This is a genomic window from Bradyrhizobium sp. USDA 4510, assembly GCF_054059095.1.
Genome location: NZ_JBSSBT010000001.1, coordinates 826,316 through 841,045, shown reverse-complemented (window position 1 = coordinate 841,045; position 14,730 = coordinate 826,316). Strand labels below are relative to the sequence as shown.

The window sequence follows — 14,730 nt, the reverse complement described above, 5'->3', positions numbered from 1 at the left end:
TAGGCCGGCTGCTAGGGGGCGACGTGAAGCTTGATTTCGCTGTTGGCGACCTGACTGTTCACCGCTTAGTCGAGCTCGATGCGCCGTTCATGCTTGCACGCGAGATGCTGCCGGCACTCATGTCCGAACTTCTCGGCGAGAACCGCTACTGGTGCAGCCACACGCGCTGGACGGGAACGATGTTTTCAATCTCTGCTTCCAGACGTATGTGGGTCCGTACGCCGACCACGCGATCCTGGTAGACAGCTGTCTGGGCAACCACAAGGTGCGGTATCGCCCCGAGTGGCATATGAAGACCGATGACACCTACATGCGGGCGCTTGCGCAGGCGGGACTGTCCGTGGAAGACATCGATTGCGTCATGTGCAAATACCTTCACGGTGACCAACCGTCGGCTGCAACACGCGGCGGGTCAACGGCGAATGGGGGCTGACGTTCCCCAATGCGCGCTACATCTTCACCGAGCGCGACCTTGCGGTTACGCGAGCCGAGGCTGCGTCGTGCCAAACGCAGCCTACCAAGACAGCGTGCCCTCAATTATGCGGCTCGGCCGCGCGAATATCGTGCGGGAGGACTTCAGAATTGGCGACTCACGTCCGCCTGTTGCCCACATACTGATGGGCACGTGGCGGTTCGCTTCAGGAGGAAGTAAAGACGATGTCTTGGTGATGTCTTGGTGATGGGTGACTTGACAAACGTTCCGTTGCAGATGCGCTACCCGGAGCTCTCGTTCGCAGAGTGACAAGGACCTTGCGCTCGCTGCGAATATATGCCGCCGCTTTCTTGAGCGTTATTGCGATACGACCACGCTCTGCCGCACGGCTCATTTTCCTTCGCCGTCGACTGGCCGCGTGTCGCGGTGGGGCGATGGTTATCGAATGAGCATGGCTGAGCCAAAGCAATGCTCATCACAAAGTCACCCATTCCCGCAGGATTTCGACACTTGGGCCGAATTTGCGCAGCATTTAGCTCGTCTTGAGGCTGTACGCTGCTCAGCGCAGGAGCTGGTCGCTGCACATTCGAAGAAAAGCGAAACCGAATGGGTCGCCGATTCGTTGCAGCAGTCGGGTGATTCGGCGGATCAGCCGGTGAGCTAAGCAGAAGACGTAAGGACATTTCAATGGTGCCGAGCGAAACATCAGCAGGAAGCGAGTGAGCCCAGTTGTGGAGGCTGTCGCGATTTGAGCATGTGCCAAGGAAGCATCGTCAGCGGCAGCAGTTGTCATTGCGTCGGGAGTGGGTCGCTTCGGCGATCGCTCGCGCTCAGATCAAATGGCCGGCCGTTAGACGGTTCCTTACGGCCGTGCTGAAGTGAGGTCGCAAATTATTGCTTTGAATGCACCAAAGGAGAAATCGCATGAGGGGAGGCGCATTGTTATCCGCGCACTCACCATCGCGGTCAGCTTCCGGCAGGAAGTGCCTGTGCCCAATCCAGGAGGACCGTCGTCAATGCGGCTACGAGTCCGGTGTATCCGCCCTTTACATACAAAGAGTCAGCCACCAGCAAGCTGGTAGGGTTCGATATTGATCTCTTTGAGGCTATTGCTGCAAAGATGGGTTCGAAGGTGAATTGGATCGAGACGAGCTGGGACCAGATAATCTCTTTCGCCTCGATCAAGACCAAAGCGCGCCGATCATTGCTGATGGCACCTATCATAGGCTGCTGCACGAGTGGAATTTGCCCTTGCCGAAAATCCTCATGAAAATGGCACTACACTCGGGCAACGTGACCACCATGGAGTCCGCCGTATGAAGACCCAGATCCTTGGCGATATTCGCGTCGACTCGGTTGCAGAATACGATCGTATGGCGATCGATCCAGACGGCTGCTGGAAGGAGCTACACGCGAGGGCGTTGCTGAACATGAGCACTGGCTGGGTCCACGTCTCGTGGAGCCGGGAACTGGAAAGCTGATCACGCGCTCACATGCGTATCTCATACGCACGCGACACCACGATCCTGTTCGATACGTGCTGCGGCAATGACAAGGAACGTCCCGAGTACCTTCCCTGGCATCGACTGCGTACACCGTTCCTTGAGAACCTTGCGCGCGCCGGCGTGCTTCCCGAGCAAGTCGACTTCGTTATGTGTTCGCATTTGCACGCTGACCATATCGGCTGGAACACGCGGCTGCACAACGGCCAATGGTGCCCACGTTCCCCAATGCCCGCTACCTGATCAGCAAAGGTGAATTCGACTACTGGCGCGAAGAGATCGAGTCGGGCCGTGCCAAGTCGAGCAGGATGCAACCGTTCGCCGATAGCGTACTGCCTGTGGTGAAGCGCGGTTTGGCGACGTTCGTGGAAGATGACCATGCCTTCGAGAACGAGATGCCGGACGAGGTGCGCTACCTGCCCCTTCACGGTCATACCAAACACCACTGTGGGCTCTACCTCCGCTCGCGGTCGCAAGATGCGATCTTTAGCGGCGATGCCATCCACCACCCGATCCAGTTCGCGCGGCCGGATTGGATCAACCCCGCCTACGACCGCGCGGCGGCAAGTCAAGTGATACGCGACCTGATTGCCCGCTGCATCGACACGCCGACAAAGCTGTTGACAGCACATTTTCCGGCGCCAACGGCTGGGGGCGTCGTGAATGTCGCGGGTCAAGCTCGCTTTCGCTTTGACGCTGATTGAAAGGGAAGTGAACCGGCTCCCATGTGACTCGCTCGCACATGCCAATACTGCGGAATTGCCCGATTGCTGCGACGCGCGCTGACGTCAATCCATTATTTGAAGACACCAAATGGAGATATCGACATGACTTCAGGAGGGCTTCGCATTGTGATCGGCGCGCTTACTGTCGCAATCGGGCTGGCTGCAGGAGCCGTCTGCGCCCGATCGACAAGAACCGTCATCAATGCGGGCATCAACCCTGCTTATCCGCCGTTCGAATACAAGGATCCGGCCACGACGCAGCTTGTGGGATTCGATATCGATCTGCTGGAAGCGATGGCAGCAAAGATGGACGCCAAGGTTAATTGGATCGAGACATCGGTTCCGCAGTACCTTCCTTCAATTCTGTCGCGACGTCTCGACGTTGTCGCGGGTTCTGGCGCCGTTCGTGGCACGGGTGATTATCGCCAATCCGCTGCAGGTGAAGGCGATCGCCCAGGCTCACGTTAAGACCGACAAGATCGATGCCGGCACGCTCGCCAGTCTGCAGGCGGCCGGGTACCTGCCGTAGATCTGGACGCCTGACGCGGAGACCGAACGCAAGCGTCGGCTGGTGGCGCGGCGCTACCAGGTCGTGCGGCATCGCACGCGGCTCAAGAACGAGGTGCATTCGATCCTGCACGCGCACCTAATCCCGAAGTGCCCGCATGCCGATCTTTTCAACGCCCGCGGCCGAGCGTGGTTGGCCGCCCAACAGCTGCCGCACGATGAGCGCGCGGCCATCGATCGGCATGTCCGTGAGCTTGACCGGCTGGTGGAAGACCTGGCTCTGCTCGACCGTGAGATCGCGCAGGACGCCATCGACGATCTCGCGGTCAACAGATTGATGACGATCACCGGCGTCAATCTGGCGGTCGCCGCCGGCATCGTGGCGGCGATCGGCGACATCAGCCGGTTCGACAGCCCGCAGAAACTGGTGAGCTATTTCGGGCTGAACCCGCGGGTGCGGCAGTCGGGACTGGGAGCCGCCCATCAGGATCGCATCAGCAAGATCGGCCGCAGTCACGCGCGCGCCATGCTGGTCGAGGCCGCCTGGGCCGCGGCCAAGGCGCCCGGTCCACTCCATGCTTTTTTCGTGCGGATTCGCGCCCGGCGTGGCCATCAGGTCGCCGCGGTGGCCGTGGCTCGCAAGCTCACCGTGCTCTGCTGGCATTTGTTGACGAAGGGCGAGGATTACCTGTGGGCGCGTCCGGCGCTGGTCGCCAACAAGACCCGCGCAATGCAACTTCAAGCTGGACAGCCGCAACAGAAGGGCAGCCGGCGCGGACCAGCCTATGCCTACAACATCAAGGCGCTGCGCAACCGTGAGATGTTGATTGCCGCCCAGGCGGAGCGAAACTACGAACGATTGGTGTCGCAATGGAAACCGCGGCGGCCAAAACCCAGCGCGCGGGCGCCTCAGCTCGGCAGGGCAAAATAGGCAGTCCGGTGACGCTTTCAGCCGACGCGTCACGCTTCGCCACGAGGTCGCCCGCGCCCGACAACCATAACCGCCGCTGACGGCAAGTGCCAGCCAGGAATGCAGTCCCATTCCACGCCAGCATGCCGCCGTGCTCGGGCCGGTCAAGGCCAAGCCGTGCGGTGGCCGCAAACGCGGCCAGCCTTGACCGGCCCGAGCGCGGCGGCTGCGAGATCGGTGGCCGGGACGGAAGAATGGCCCGCGCCGCGGCCGAACAAAAGAATGGACGCGATGCCCGCAATCGTCATCGGGCCGATCATTAAAAATCGCTTGTCCATCTCATCCGTCGAGTGCAGCCTGGCGTGGTGCGCGGCCGGGAATCTCGCTACGGCGCTATGTGGGGCGCGCGTCGCGAGCGGCTTCGCTACCAGCTACACCACTCCTTGGGACACGACCCGCCGCGCTTCGTTCGCCACCAGCAACCGGTCAAGCTCGACTCTCCAGGGCCCATCTTGGGCGGCGGATGCGCCTCTCGCTCGTACCGGAACTCCCTTGCTTGAGAGCGGATGACTTTGCGAACGAGCTTCCGCGCACGTCGAGTTCTCGGCAGATCGCCTTGATCGGACGACCATCAAGAAAATAGACGCCACGGATGTTGGCAATCGTGTCCATCACCAGCATCTAATCCCGACTTGCATGACTCGATGGAAGGCACTGTGGACCATTGTCCCAGGGTCCCGATTGGGTTCTCACTTTTGATGCAGTTTGGGGAAGGTCTGGCGCTTTGATTGGGGAGAATCAGCGCCATGCAGCAAGCACTCCAGTCTGGTGCCGCGCGGTTTGTTGTAGAGCGTGCGTACGGAGTTCGCTCGATCAGCACCTGCCGTGGCTCGACGAACAGTGGGCAGCTGGCTGCCGAAACGGCGCCAACTCCGGCGTCGCCTAACGGCGCGTGGCTTCCGAGACTCGCTCCGCGTCATCAGCGAATGGGCGACGCGCCGACGACCGGCTGAAAAAGCCGACGCAGAGAACCTTCAACGGATTCCGTCGGCCAGAACGATCGCGCGTCTCAGACAATCGGGCGGGATCTGCTCACGAAGGCGGAGACCATCAAGGTCGCGGCGATCGAAGCTGGCGTACCGAAACTAGTCGAGCCGCGCGAAATATCGCCGAACTCCACTTGATGATCTGGCGCAAAGCGGAGGCGGGCCTTACCCTGTGGATCCATCGGGATCGCGCTAGTCTTGTCGCCTCATCGCGAGCGGCGTCCTGAAGGATGAAGCGGCGGCTCGAGCGGCAATCACGTTGCCCTGGTCGAACGGACAAACCGGAAAGATCACTCGCCTCAAGCTTGTCGGACGTCAAATGTACGGCCGCGGCAAAATCGATTTGCTGCAGGCCAGACTGATAGGTGCTGAATGAGTAAGCTGCTCCAAAATTTCGTCGGAGCTCCGATTGGATGCCGATCCCCCCGAAAAGGTCCTTATTCCATGCCGAAACACAACGATCAACGGATCGACAAAGTCCGCGCTCTAAAGACGGTGAGCATCGCAGAGGCTGCCGGCACCCATAATGACGAGGAATTCTCGCCACCGCCTGCCAATGCGACTGATGGCGAAGACGGTCGCACTTTGTCGATCCGATTTCCGAAGACGCGGCGGTGACATCCATTCGAGCCCCTGCTCAATCGGAGTCAAAGCGAAAACGGGCGCGGCCCGACTCGCTCACGACATGCCCTGCCGTGGGTGCAGGAAAGTGTGCTGTCAACAGCTTCGTCGGCGTGTCGATGCAGCGGGCAATCAGGTCACGTATCACTTGGAGTGCCGCCTCGCGGTCGTAGGCGGGGTTGATCCAATCCGGCCGCGCGAACTGGATCGGGTGGTGAATGGCGTCGCCACTAAAGATCGCATCTTGCGACCGCGAGCGGAGGTAAAGCCCGCAGTGGTGCTTGGTATGACCGTTGAGGGGCAGATAGCGCACCTCGTCCGGCATTTCGTTTTCGATCGCATGGTCATCTTCCACGAACGTCGCCAAGCCGCGCTTCACCACCGGCAATATGCTGTCGGCGAATGGCTGCGTCCTGCTCGATTTCGCACGACCTGTCTCGATCTCTTCGCGCCAGTAGTCGAATTCGCCTTTGCTGATCAGGTAGCGGGCATTGGGGAACGTGGGTACCCATTCTCCGTTGTGCAGCCGCGTGTTCCAGCCGATATGGTCGGCGTGCAAATGCGAACACATGACAAAGTCGACCTGCTCGGGAAGAACGCCTGCGCGCGCCAGATTCTGCAAGAAGGGAGTCCGCAGTCGATGCCACTCGGGCATCTCGGGACGTTCCTTGTCGTTACCGCAGCATGTATCGAACAGGATCGTATGGTGTCGCGTGCGGATGAGATACGCATGCGAGAGGACTTTCAGATTTCGCGTACCCGGCTCCACGAGACTGGGACCCAGCCAGTGCTCATGTTCCGCAACGTCCTCCGGGGTCACGCCCGGCAGCAGCCAGCCCGGCTCGATCGCAAACTCGCACTCCGTGATCGAATCGACGCGGACGTCCCCGAAAGTCTGGGTCTTCATGCTGCAGCCCCCTTCGCCCGCAGCGCCGTGATCTCGTCATCCCGGAATCCGAACCGTGCCAGCACCTCGTTCGTATGTTCGCCCAACATGGGAGCGCGCGTTGTCGGCTTATCTCCCACTCCCATCTTGATTGCCCTGTCCATGCTCCGGTATTTGCCGACAGTGGGGTGTTCGTGCTCGACGACGAGCCCCTCTGCCAGGAGTTGCGGATGGTCGAACATATCCTCGATCGATCGGACTGCAATGCAAGGTAGCTTGCCAAGCGTTAGCTGTTCCCACTCCAGGGCGGTATGCTGCATTAGGGCTTCTCGTATCAGCGGTATGATCTCGTCCTTCAGAGCGGTACGTTTCCTGAGCGTGTCATAGCGGGGGGCCTCCGCCAACTCGGGAAAACCAAGGGATTCACAAAGGGCCTTCCAAAAAGCGGGGGTGGTGGCTTGAATGAAGACATGGCCTTCCTTGGTTGCGTAGATTCCGGAGTAACTCGCCCCCCACCAACGTTCGACGTTGCGGGGCTCGCCTTCTGCCCATATGAACTGACCAGCCTGCAATGAGATTGCCGAGCGCAAGAGGGAGGGCTTCACGTGCTGTCCTTCGCCCGTGCGCAGTCGATGCACGAGGGCTGACAAAATCGACAAAGCGACGAAGGAGGCCGAGTGGTAGTCCACGATCGAACCGCTCAATATTTGCGGTTTTCCCGTCGCGGCTCCTTGCATCGATGCGATACCGGTAAAGCACTGGAGCATCGTGTCATAACCGGGATGATCTTGCAGCGGGCCGCTTTCGCCGTAACCCGTAAGAGAGCAGTAGATGAGATCTGGACGCCGACTGCGCAGTGCTTCGTAGTCAATGCCAAGAGATCGAGGGACGGAGGGTCGGAAATTATGCACCACCACATCGGCCTGCTCAACAAGTCTATAGAACGCGGCTAGTCCGTCAGCGTGCTTCAAGTTCAGCACGATGGAGCGCTTATTCCTGTTAGCTCCGAGGAACGTCCTACATTCTTCAGCAAGACTCGATGGATAGTGCCGTGTCGCGTCGCCGGCGGGAGGCTCTATCTTGATGATCTCCGCCCCCACATCGCCCAGCAGGGCGGCCCCATACGGCCCCGCGAGATACGCAGTGAGATCAAGCACAATTATCCCTTCAAGAGCTTCCGCCATTTCTGTTCCTTGTATCCAGGCTAACTTACTTCAAATCGGGACACCGCCGAGCAAGATGCATTCACGGCTGTGTCGGCACCAGGTCACCACAGCCTACTTGCACTGTTCAATGTGCGGGCACATCGATGTCTGGAACTTTGCCGACATCTATCCCGGCTGCTTGAGCCCTTTTAAGCAGGTCAATTGCGGCTCGGACATTAGCATAGTCCAGCAACTTTGATTTGTACCGGACGGCAGCATCGCCGCGCGTCGTCCCCTCCGCCATAGCGGTCATGATGTCGCGAGCTTCCCCGATTTCGTCGGGCGATGGCGAGTAGACCTCATTGATGATCGGAACATGACTGGGATGGATCGCCGTCCCACATGTCGCCCCCATGCGCTTTGATTTTTGGGAGATTCGGCGCACCAGTTCGAGGTCATCCAATTTGGCGGTCATAGCGCCATCCACTTGCGTAATTCCAGCAGCTCGAGCCTGAAGCATGGAATAGGCACCGAAGTAGAGCCCCTCATCGCCCTCGTCGCCGATCCGCAAGCCTAGGGCAAGAGCCCCGTCTCCACCCGGCGTGGGCCCACCAGCGCAGCCGGCCCGCTTTATTCTGTGGGATGCCATACAGATGTCGAAGAACCTATACATCGCCAGTGCCGTTTCGGCACTCGGACAAATTTCTATTCGGCCGACCGGCAGACCCCGCGATCTCTCCAACTCCCCAAGCACAAGGTCTAGTGCTGCGACATCTTCCGGCCCTTCAGTCTTAGGCAGCATCACCCCGTCCAAGCCATCGACTACAGCCGCATTAAGGTCGTCTAACAGACGGCCCGTTCGCCACCCATTGAGCCTGACGAATCGTCCGAAAGAGCCTGCACGCAGTTCCCTGATAGCTTCCGCGACCGCGTTACGAGCTACTGGTTTTTCAGAGATCGCAACCGAGTCCTCGAGATCGAACATCAGGGCATCCGCACCGTATTTTGGCGCCTTCAACATCCAGTCGAGCTTGTGTCCGGGGACAAAGAGCATCGAGCGATACCACTTAGCGTCTCGAAACGTCTGAGGCATCTATTTTCCTTAAACTTCTAATTTTACCTGCCAAGTTCCAGTCTAACGAGCTCTAAATACGATTTAACGCAATTGGCTGGGATTTGGAGTCGAATTTCAGCGCGGAGAAAGCATACTCAACGAGTTTGTGCGGACCAATCCGCGCGAGACGCAGGAGAATGTTCGCCCCCAGTTGGTAGCTGCATCATCAGAGGGCCGGTTTCGGCTTTTATCTCGTCCAGCGCCGCGCGCCCGTTGCGATCTAAGGGGCGCGAGCTGAGAACCAGCCAAAAGCACAATTGAGATCATTATCATAAGCGTCGAAACTGCGGCGTCGTCGGGTCGACCTCCCAGTGCCTTCCCACGTTCGTTTCGGTAGTGTGCTTTCTTTCGTCCCGCCGAGGAAAAGAGCGAGAACAACATCGCTACACGACGTAAGGAATGCGAAGAACGCCACCGTGAGAAATTTGCCTCCGCACCCCTCACCTTCATATGCAGATAGCGCGGCCCTCTTTGGATCGCGGCATGCAAGGGAGGGACCGGAGGATTGCGTAACCTATCACTCCCTAACTGTTCAGAAAGTGCAGATGGCGTGGCACGCGAAACCGCAGGCAGAAGCTGGCAACCCCTTCTTCGCCCTATATGACAACATCAGCAGCGAGGACATTGTTGAGCTCCACTTATACTGTGTTCGCTGCGTGGCAAGCGATCATCGCCAGCGAGGTTCGGTCGGCAGGTGCTCCTCAGATCCATGGTACAGCGCCGATGAAAACGCAGGCTGCCTTCGTGGTGCACATACACTACTCGGATCGACATACTGACGGATCCGTTTGCGTATTCCCGGAGCCACCGAACATCGAGCGGCCCGGCGTTCTCACCGTTTCGATGGCCGAGCGACGGAGGGCTTGCGCTCGGTCACCCGAAACCGCGCCCTTATGGCCAGAGACGCGTCGCAAGTTTTCGTTTTGTGCCTCGCATCGCTATCCACATGCGCGCGCTCGATTCTGCACGCGGAGACCTTCTCGCGTCTTGAAATGACATCGCCGAGTGTGTATCCGTCATAGCGGTTGTCCGGCAGCGCCTTGGCTGAAGGACGAGCGGACCCACGTACGAGCCCGGTGCAGGTCGAGAAGGGATGGACTCAGGCTGAATGGTGGTTGTCCACCGTTCCCTCCAGATCTCGCGTCCGCAACGCGCCAGTCTCGTGCCCATGGATCGTTCGCTAGATCTACTAAGCTTACGCCCATGTGCGTTCAGGGCTGGCCGTCGTTGATCGTGGCCTGTTCGATCGCGCTAATATCCGGTAGGTTCCACTTGCGCATCAGCTTCTGATAAGTGCCGTCGGCGATGAGAGCAGCGAGTGCTTTTTTGAGTTCCTGTCCGAACTGCGTATCATCCTTCGAGAAAGCGATTCCGAGTGGCCCCGAGTAGAGTGGCTTCCCAACGACCACGTAAGCGTTATTTTCGATCACGCTTTGATAACCTACCGTGTTTGTTGCTTGCAATGCCGCGTCTACACGGCCCTGGTTCAGCTGTAACCGGGAATCGGCCGTGCCAGTGGTCTCCACCCCAATCGCCATCGGCTTGCCGGCCTTGGTGCAATGCTCATCACTCCACTTTTTAAGCTCGCTGGAACCTCTCGGATTGGAGGCGGGCCCTACCGCTACACGTTGGCCGCATAACGCGTCCATGTTGGGAAATCGGGCAGCGTTGGCACGTAGCGCGATGACCGTCACTCCATCGTTCAGATAATCGAGGAAGTCAACAACAGCTTGTCGTTCTGGAGATTGAAACATCGAGGCCACGATGACGTCACCGCGCTTTGTCTTGAGCGAGGGGATTATCTGCTCCCAGGCAGATTCAATCCAGTTGACCTTCGCACCCATCTTGGCAGCCATGGCCTCAAAAAGATCAATGTCGAACCCCATCAGCTTGCCGGTCTCCGGATCTTTGTATTCGGTCGGCGGAGTCACCGGAGTCGTTAATGCATTAATGATAGTTTTTGTCGCCGCGTGGGTGGGGTCAGCATCGGCACAGAACGCGATGGCGAACATGGATATAGCGAGATGAAGTCCGGTTCTTGAAAGCATATCCCTAGCTCCTAGTATCTTATTATGTAGCGTTTTGCTGGCACTGCCGAAACAGAGGTCGTGGGTGCTGGTTCTGACCTCGGGTAATCCTGCTCGGTCACCTCCGTGAGCGCATTTGTAATACTTGGCGCGGCCACCGTACGAAGCCGAGTTCGTCGTTGTAGGCTCACGGTCATCCCTGCAGATCGTTCATTATATCGAGTTACTTGGCCAGTTCGCGATCGAGCGTAGACGCCGGCCCATCAAACAAGCAGCGCGATCACGAGAACATGAGCGATCGCAACATACCAATCGTGTCCACCGGCGGTGCACTTCCGACAGGCGCGAGCAGTTCACGGGCGGGCCTCGGCTCGTTTACGGATCTGCTTCAGCACTTGTGTCCATCGATGACGGTCTTTGTAGCCGCCCTGATGCCATTCCACCTCATGATCGCCCCAAGCCGCTCTAAAGTTGATCGGCACTTCTTGAGGCTTCCCGCTGGGGCTCTCCAGAACCACTGCCAATTCTGGTTGCGTGAATTTGAATGCGGAAGCCGACACTGTGCGCTCGCCGCGCGACTTCCGGCCAGAATGAAATCTTTCTCGAAAACGGCGATTACACCGCTGCACTGACCCATCTTTTCGAGGGTAGCGCTCAGCCGCTCGATACAGCTGCGGGGTCTGGCGGCCTCGAGAAAGGACCGATTCTCAGGGTGAGCGTCTCGTGGTGTAGCGGAGAACAACCCCGGAGCGATCGCGCGCACTTCTTCCTGACTCATAGAGGCCCCCACGATAGCCTAGGCCTGCTTCTTCGCCTTAGTCTGAGCTTTGCGTTTCCGACGGAAAACTAATCGAGCGCCGATGATCAAAGGCGGCGAAAATGGGCTGCGGATTGCAGAAACTCTGCAAAAACGAGCACTTGCATAACCATGGCGCAGGATTGCGGGAAGGCGGTCTCTATTGGGTGTGTTCGTGAGCCGCACTCCCTGCCGCCGACGCCCAGTACCTTTTTGCCCGTGACCTGAGAGATGTAATATGGGCGAGCTGAGCGTCGGTAGCAGCCCAAGGCAATAGTGCTTTCAATCTCCTGAGGTTCTGGGAAACGCTAGCACGAACTTACCGTCGGCGTCGAACGCGTCTTGCAAGCGGAAAAAGATGGAGCTTCGGTATGCACTTCAAGTGCTCAATGTGCGAGCTGTTCTTGGTGATAAGACGTGCTATTGCCACCTTTACAGCACAAGACTGACGAAGCAGAGTGAGTTTGCGGTCAGTGATTTTCTCGTGCGCTCAGAGCTGACCATTGATCGTTGCTGTTTGGTTGCATCATCCGTCACGTCCCATTTCTGCAGCGATCGACAGCAACTGCCACGACGGCAGGAAGGGCGTTTCTTGAGCGCTTGCCCGAACCGCGGGGTCGTCCTTCGCTAAGGCGATCGCGATGACTGGGCTTCCCACTGCTGCATAAAGATCGCCAGCACTTTATTTTGCACTCCGATGGACTCCGCGCCTCGCTATCACGCGTCCACGCGGCCTGTTTCGGCTGTGACCGAGGACGGGGCAACCTTCCCCGGCTGTGAGCTCGAACCGATCTGACAAGCGCGGCGAGCTCACGATCGGTCTTCAGTCAATTAAAATGCTTCTATTCTTGTGTCGTCACCACACAGAAGCCTTCGCGGGGGACAGCCCTGTGACCGCGCTTGGCGAACGAGGTTTGTGTTCAGCCCAAACGACAACGCCATCCCCAAGACCGACTCTGCCGGCTCAGCACACGCGGCTAGTACCTGCGCTTTGAACTGCTCGCTGTGTCGGCGCCGCCGCTTCTCATTAACGTGCATAGGTGTTCATTAAACTTAGATCGACAGCATCGTTTCGCTCGCAGCCTTGTGCCTCAAATTGGCACGCCTACCGCTTACGAATGGATTGCGGATGAGGACGTCCGCGTTCTCGTGCCGCATAGGAGTGTTGCGACCTGAGTTGGCTTGATCGGCCAGCTATATCGCTGCGCGCTACTTCAGGTGCTTCGCGAAAAACGCGAGGCTACGCGCCCAGGCGATTTCGGCGCTGGTCTTGTCGTAGCTCGCGCGTTCGTCACAATGGAAGCCGTGCTGGGCGCCGGGGTAGATGAAGACCTCGACATCCGGCCGCTTCGTCTTGATGGTATCGACATTGCTCAGGGGAATGCCGGCATCCTTCTCGCCGAAATGCAGCTGCGTCGGTACCTTCGGCGCGTCGTCGGCGAAGCGCACGATAGCGCCACCGTAATAGCCGACCGCCGCGTTGAGGCCAGATAAGCGCATAGCCCCGACAAAGGCGATGCTGCCGCCGAGACAAAAGCCGATGATGCCGACCGGACCCACATCTTTCACCGCATCGATCGCGGCTTGCGTGTCGCGCAGCATCGCCGCCCAGTCCGGATTGGCGACGAACTTGCAGGCCTCGGCGACCTCATCGGGAGAATAGCCCGACTGGAAATTGGGCGAGGTGCGGTCGAAGATCGACGGCGCGATCGTGACATAGCCTTCCCTCGCGAGGCGATCGCAGACCGAGCGTATGTGGTGATTGACGCCAAAAATCTCCTGGACCACCACGATCGCGCCCCTCGCCGCGGCGCTGGGATCGGCCCGGTAAGCGCCGAGCTCAAACTTGTCGCAGGTCGTCAGTTTGATGTCTTGTCCCACGAGGGTTGTCCTTCGTTGTCGGTTGTTGATTCAGGTTTGTCATCCTGAGGAGCGTGTCACGCATCTCAAAAGATGAAGGCCACTTGCGGTTCGATCTAGCCGCATCGTCGCTCGCTCCATAACGTCGTCACCGGGCTTGTCCCGGGCATCCACTCCTTGGTTTCCGCTCGGAAGAGCGGATGGCCGCGACATGCCCGTCGACGCCATGAGCCATCCAGGAGATGACGCGTAACATGTGAGCGTCGCGGTCTGACATCGAACGGGCTCCAGACGATCGAACGCGAAGCTTCACAAACGTTCACCTTTGGCGAGCGATTGCACAATCACCATTAAGTTTCGGGTTTGCGGCATGCTGCTCGTTAAGATGTAAGCGGCTTTCACGTGGGGCTGTTGTATCACGATCGCGCGCGGCGCCGGATGCACCGCTAGCATTCAAGGGGCCGGCGCCGCGTCTGCTACGTTTATGCGGCTCTAAGGTCGTGATAGTAACCGGTCTTGTCCCAGGTCGCTTTCAAGATGACCCCCGAAACTTTTGCGATGGCGACCGTGAAGTTCGAGGTCCCATCGAGATTGGACTGGCTAACCGGTGAACCCAGCATGAGATGCCCACAGGCCGTCTGAGACGAACTCGTCACGGTGATGTGAACATGCAAATAGGGCGTGTCGTGTCCCTCCCAGCCTCCCCAGGAGAAGCCTCTGTTTCCGAGGCGGGTAGTCACCGGCTCCGGTGTTACGGAATCGTCCGGCACCCAGCCCCATCCGATGATGCCATGTGCGCTTACCTGTAGCGGCCCATCGATCACAGCGAAGTCAATTCCATAGGATCCTGTGCCTGGTCGGGGCTCATGCGGCTCCCGCTGTATCAAAACCCTATCCAACGAGCCTGTCGCGTCGAGAAGGATTCCGGTCTTGACGTCATTTTCTTTGCAGATCTCCCAAAGAGCCGGAAGAAGGTCTTCGCCCGGCTTGAGTTGCGCATAGATGATCTCCTCGATCTTGCCTTTGACCATTCTCCTTTTCTTCACGTCATTCTTTTGCATTTGTTGCGCCTTTTGCATTTGAGAGGTCCAAATTGGTTGAGTTTAGTTGGGCTCGGACGGGAGTTTTCTTTAATCTTTTCCCTCTGCCGAGCCTGAA

General features: G+C 58.6%; 14 protein-coding genes and 2 pseudogenes. 9 read left to right on the top strand and 7 right to left on the bottom strand.

The annotated features are described in order from the left end of the window. Window positions 1-23: 23 nt before the first annotated feature. The 8 genes and pseudogenes from ACVMDN_RS03815 to ACVMDN_RS03780 all read left to right on the top strand — a co-directional run bounded on the left by ACVMDN_RS03815 (window position 24) and on the right by ACVMDN_RS03780 (window position 4,098). Window positions 24-242 carry a hypothetical protein gene (locus tag ACVMDN_RS03815; RefSeq protein WP_456835623.1) on the top strand — a complete coding sequence of 73 codons (219 nt, stop codon included), beginning with the start codon at window positions 24-26 and terminating at the stop codon, window positions 240-242. Between the two features lie 642 nt (window positions 243-884). Then, complete coding sequence (locus ACVMDN_RS03810; RefSeq protein ID WP_456835624.1) at window positions 885-1,097, top strand: hypothetical protein; 213 nt, start codon at window positions 885-887, stop codon at window positions 1,095-1,097. A gap of 363 nt (window positions 1,098-1,460) precedes the next feature. Continuing rightward, window positions 1,461-1,703, top strand: a pseudogene (locus tag ACVMDN_RS03805) (transporter substrate-binding domain-containing protein); the annotation flags it as partial. Between the two features lie 46 nt (window positions 1,704-1,749). After that, complete coding sequence (locus ACVMDN_RS03800; RefSeq protein ID WP_456835625.1) at window positions 1,750-1,914, top strand: hypothetical protein; 165 nt, start codon at window positions 1,750-1,752, stop codon at window positions 1,912-1,914. A 12-nt stretch (window positions 1,915-1,926) separates the two neighbouring features. Then, complete coding sequence (locus ACVMDN_RS03795) at window positions 1,927-2,178, top strand: MBL fold metallo-hydrolase (RefSeq protein ID WP_456835626.1); 252 nt, start codon at window positions 1,927-1,929, stop codon at window positions 2,176-2,178. Then, window positions 2,145-2,639: a hypothetical protein gene (locus ACVMDN_RS03790; protein ID WP_456835627.1), complete on the top strand. Its 495-nt coding sequence runs from the start codon at window positions 2,145-2,147 to the stop codon at window positions 2,637-2,639. Before ACVMDN_RS03795 ends, ACVMDN_RS03790 begins: the two co-directional genes overlap by 34 nt. Before the next feature lie 63 nt (window positions 2,640-2,702). Beyond that, window positions 2,703-3,128 carry a transporter substrate-binding domain-containing protein gene (locus ACVMDN_RS03785; protein ID WP_456835628.1) on the top strand — a complete coding sequence of 142 codons (426 nt, stop codon included), beginning with the start codon at window positions 2,703-2,705 and terminating at the stop codon, window positions 3,126-3,128. Window positions 3,129-3,231: 103 nt separating this feature from the next. Beyond that, window positions 3,232-4,098: an IS110 family RNA-guided transposase gene (locus ACVMDN_RS03780; RefSeq protein WP_456835629.1), complete on the top strand. Its 867-nt coding sequence runs from the start codon at window positions 3,232-3,234 to the stop codon at window positions 4,096-4,098. Between the two features lie 143 nt (window positions 4,099-4,241). Here ACVMDN_RS03780 and ACVMDN_RS03775 read toward each other — a convergent pair whose 3' ends face one another. Further along, window positions 4,242-4,415 (bottom strand): hypothetical protein, encoded by a 174-nt coding sequence (locus ACVMDN_RS03775; protein ID WP_456835630.1) that lies wholly within the window; start codon window positions 4,413-4,415, stop codon window positions 4,242-4,244. 521 nt (window positions 4,416-4,936) lie between these two features. Between ACVMDN_RS03775 and ACVMDN_RS03770 the strand changes: the two are divergent. Further along, a pseudogene (locus ACVMDN_RS03770) lies at window positions 4,937-5,499 on the top strand (ISL3 family transposase); the annotation flags it as partial. Between the two features lie 261 nt (window positions 5,500-5,760). Here ACVMDN_RS03770 and ACVMDN_RS03765 read toward each other — a convergent pair. The 6 genes from ACVMDN_RS03765 to ACVMDN_RS03740 form a co-directional block, all read right to left on the bottom strand. Next, entirely contained in the window at window positions 5,761-6,651 is an 891-nt protein-coding gene (locus ACVMDN_RS03765; protein WP_456835631.1) for an MBL fold metallo-hydrolase, read from the bottom strand. Beyond that, the gene (locus tag ACVMDN_RS03760; protein WP_456835632.1) at window positions 6,648-7,814 is read right to left on the bottom strand and encodes a CaiB/BaiF CoA transferase family protein; all 1,167 of its coding nucleotides are present in this window, start codon (window positions 7,812-7,814) and stop codon (window positions 6,648-6,650) included. Before ACVMDN_RS03760 ends, ACVMDN_RS03765 begins: the two co-directional genes overlap by 4 nt. A 106-nt stretch (window positions 7,815-7,920) precedes the next feature. After that, window positions 7,921-8,868, bottom strand: a complete 948-nt coding sequence (locus tag ACVMDN_RS03755; protein ID WP_456835633.1) for an HpcH/HpaI aldolase/citrate lyase family protein — start codon at window positions 8,866-8,868, stop codon at window positions 7,921-7,923. Window positions 8,869-10,100: 1,232 nt separating this feature from the next. Further along, window positions 10,101-10,937, bottom strand: a complete 837-nt coding sequence (locus ACVMDN_RS03750) for an ABC transporter substrate-binding protein (RefSeq protein WP_456835634.1) — start codon at window positions 10,935-10,937, stop codon at window positions 10,101-10,103. 1,984 nt (window positions 10,938-12,921) lie between these two features. Beyond that, on the bottom strand, window positions 12,922-13,593 hold the full coding sequence (locus ACVMDN_RS03745) for a dienelactone hydrolase family protein (protein WP_456835635.1): 672 nt from the start codon (window positions 13,591-13,593) through the stop codon (window positions 12,922-12,924). 461 nt (window positions 13,594-14,054) lie between these two features. Continuing rightward, window positions 14,055-14,651 (bottom strand): PCC domain-containing protein, encoded by a 597-nt coding sequence (locus ACVMDN_RS03740; protein ID WP_456835636.1) that lies wholly within the window; start codon window positions 14,649-14,651, stop codon window positions 14,055-14,057. Window positions 14,652-14,730 lie beyond the last annotated feature (79 nt).

Excerpts from the sequence above, each read along its gene's own strand:
- ACVMDN_RS03810 (WP_456835624.1), top strand. The coding sequence starts at position 885 with ATGGCTGAGCCAAAGCAATGCTCATCACAAAGTCACCCATTCCCGCAG.
- ACVMDN_RS03800 (WP_456835625.1), top strand. The coding sequence starts at position 1,750 with ATGAAGACCCAGATCCTTGGCGATATTCGCGTCGACTCGGTTGCAGAA.
- ACVMDN_RS03795 (WP_456835626.1), top strand. The coding sequence starts at position 1,927 with ATGCGTATCTCATACGCACGCGACACCACGATCCTGTTCGATACGTGC.
- ACVMDN_RS03790 (WP_456835627.1), top strand. The coding sequence starts at position 2,145 with ATGGTGCCCACGTTCCCCAATGCCCGCTACCTGATCAGCAAAGGTGAA.
- ACVMDN_RS03775 (WP_456835630.1), bottom strand. The coding sequence starts at position 4,415 with ATGGACAAGCGATTTTTAATGATCGGCCCGATGACGATTGCGGGCATC.
- ACVMDN_RS03765 (WP_456835631.1), bottom strand. The coding sequence starts at position 6,651 with ATGAAGACCCAGACTTTCGGGGACGTCCGCGTCGATTCGATCACGGAG.
- ACVMDN_RS03760 (WP_456835632.1), bottom strand. The coding sequence starts at position 7,814 with ATGGCGGAAGCTCTTGAAGGGATAATTGTGCTTGATCTCACTGCGTAT.
- ACVMDN_RS03755 (WP_456835633.1), bottom strand. The coding sequence starts at position 8,868 with ATGCCTCAGACGTTTCGAGACGCTAAGTGGTATCGCTCGATGCTCTTT.
- ACVMDN_RS03750 (WP_456835634.1), bottom strand. The coding sequence starts at position 10,937 with ATGCTTTCAAGAACCGGACTTCATCTCGCTATATCCATGTTCGCCATC.
- ACVMDN_RS03740 (WP_456835636.1), bottom strand. The coding sequence starts at position 14,651 with ATGCAAAAGGCGCAACAAATGCAAAAGAATGACGTGAAGAAAAGGAGA.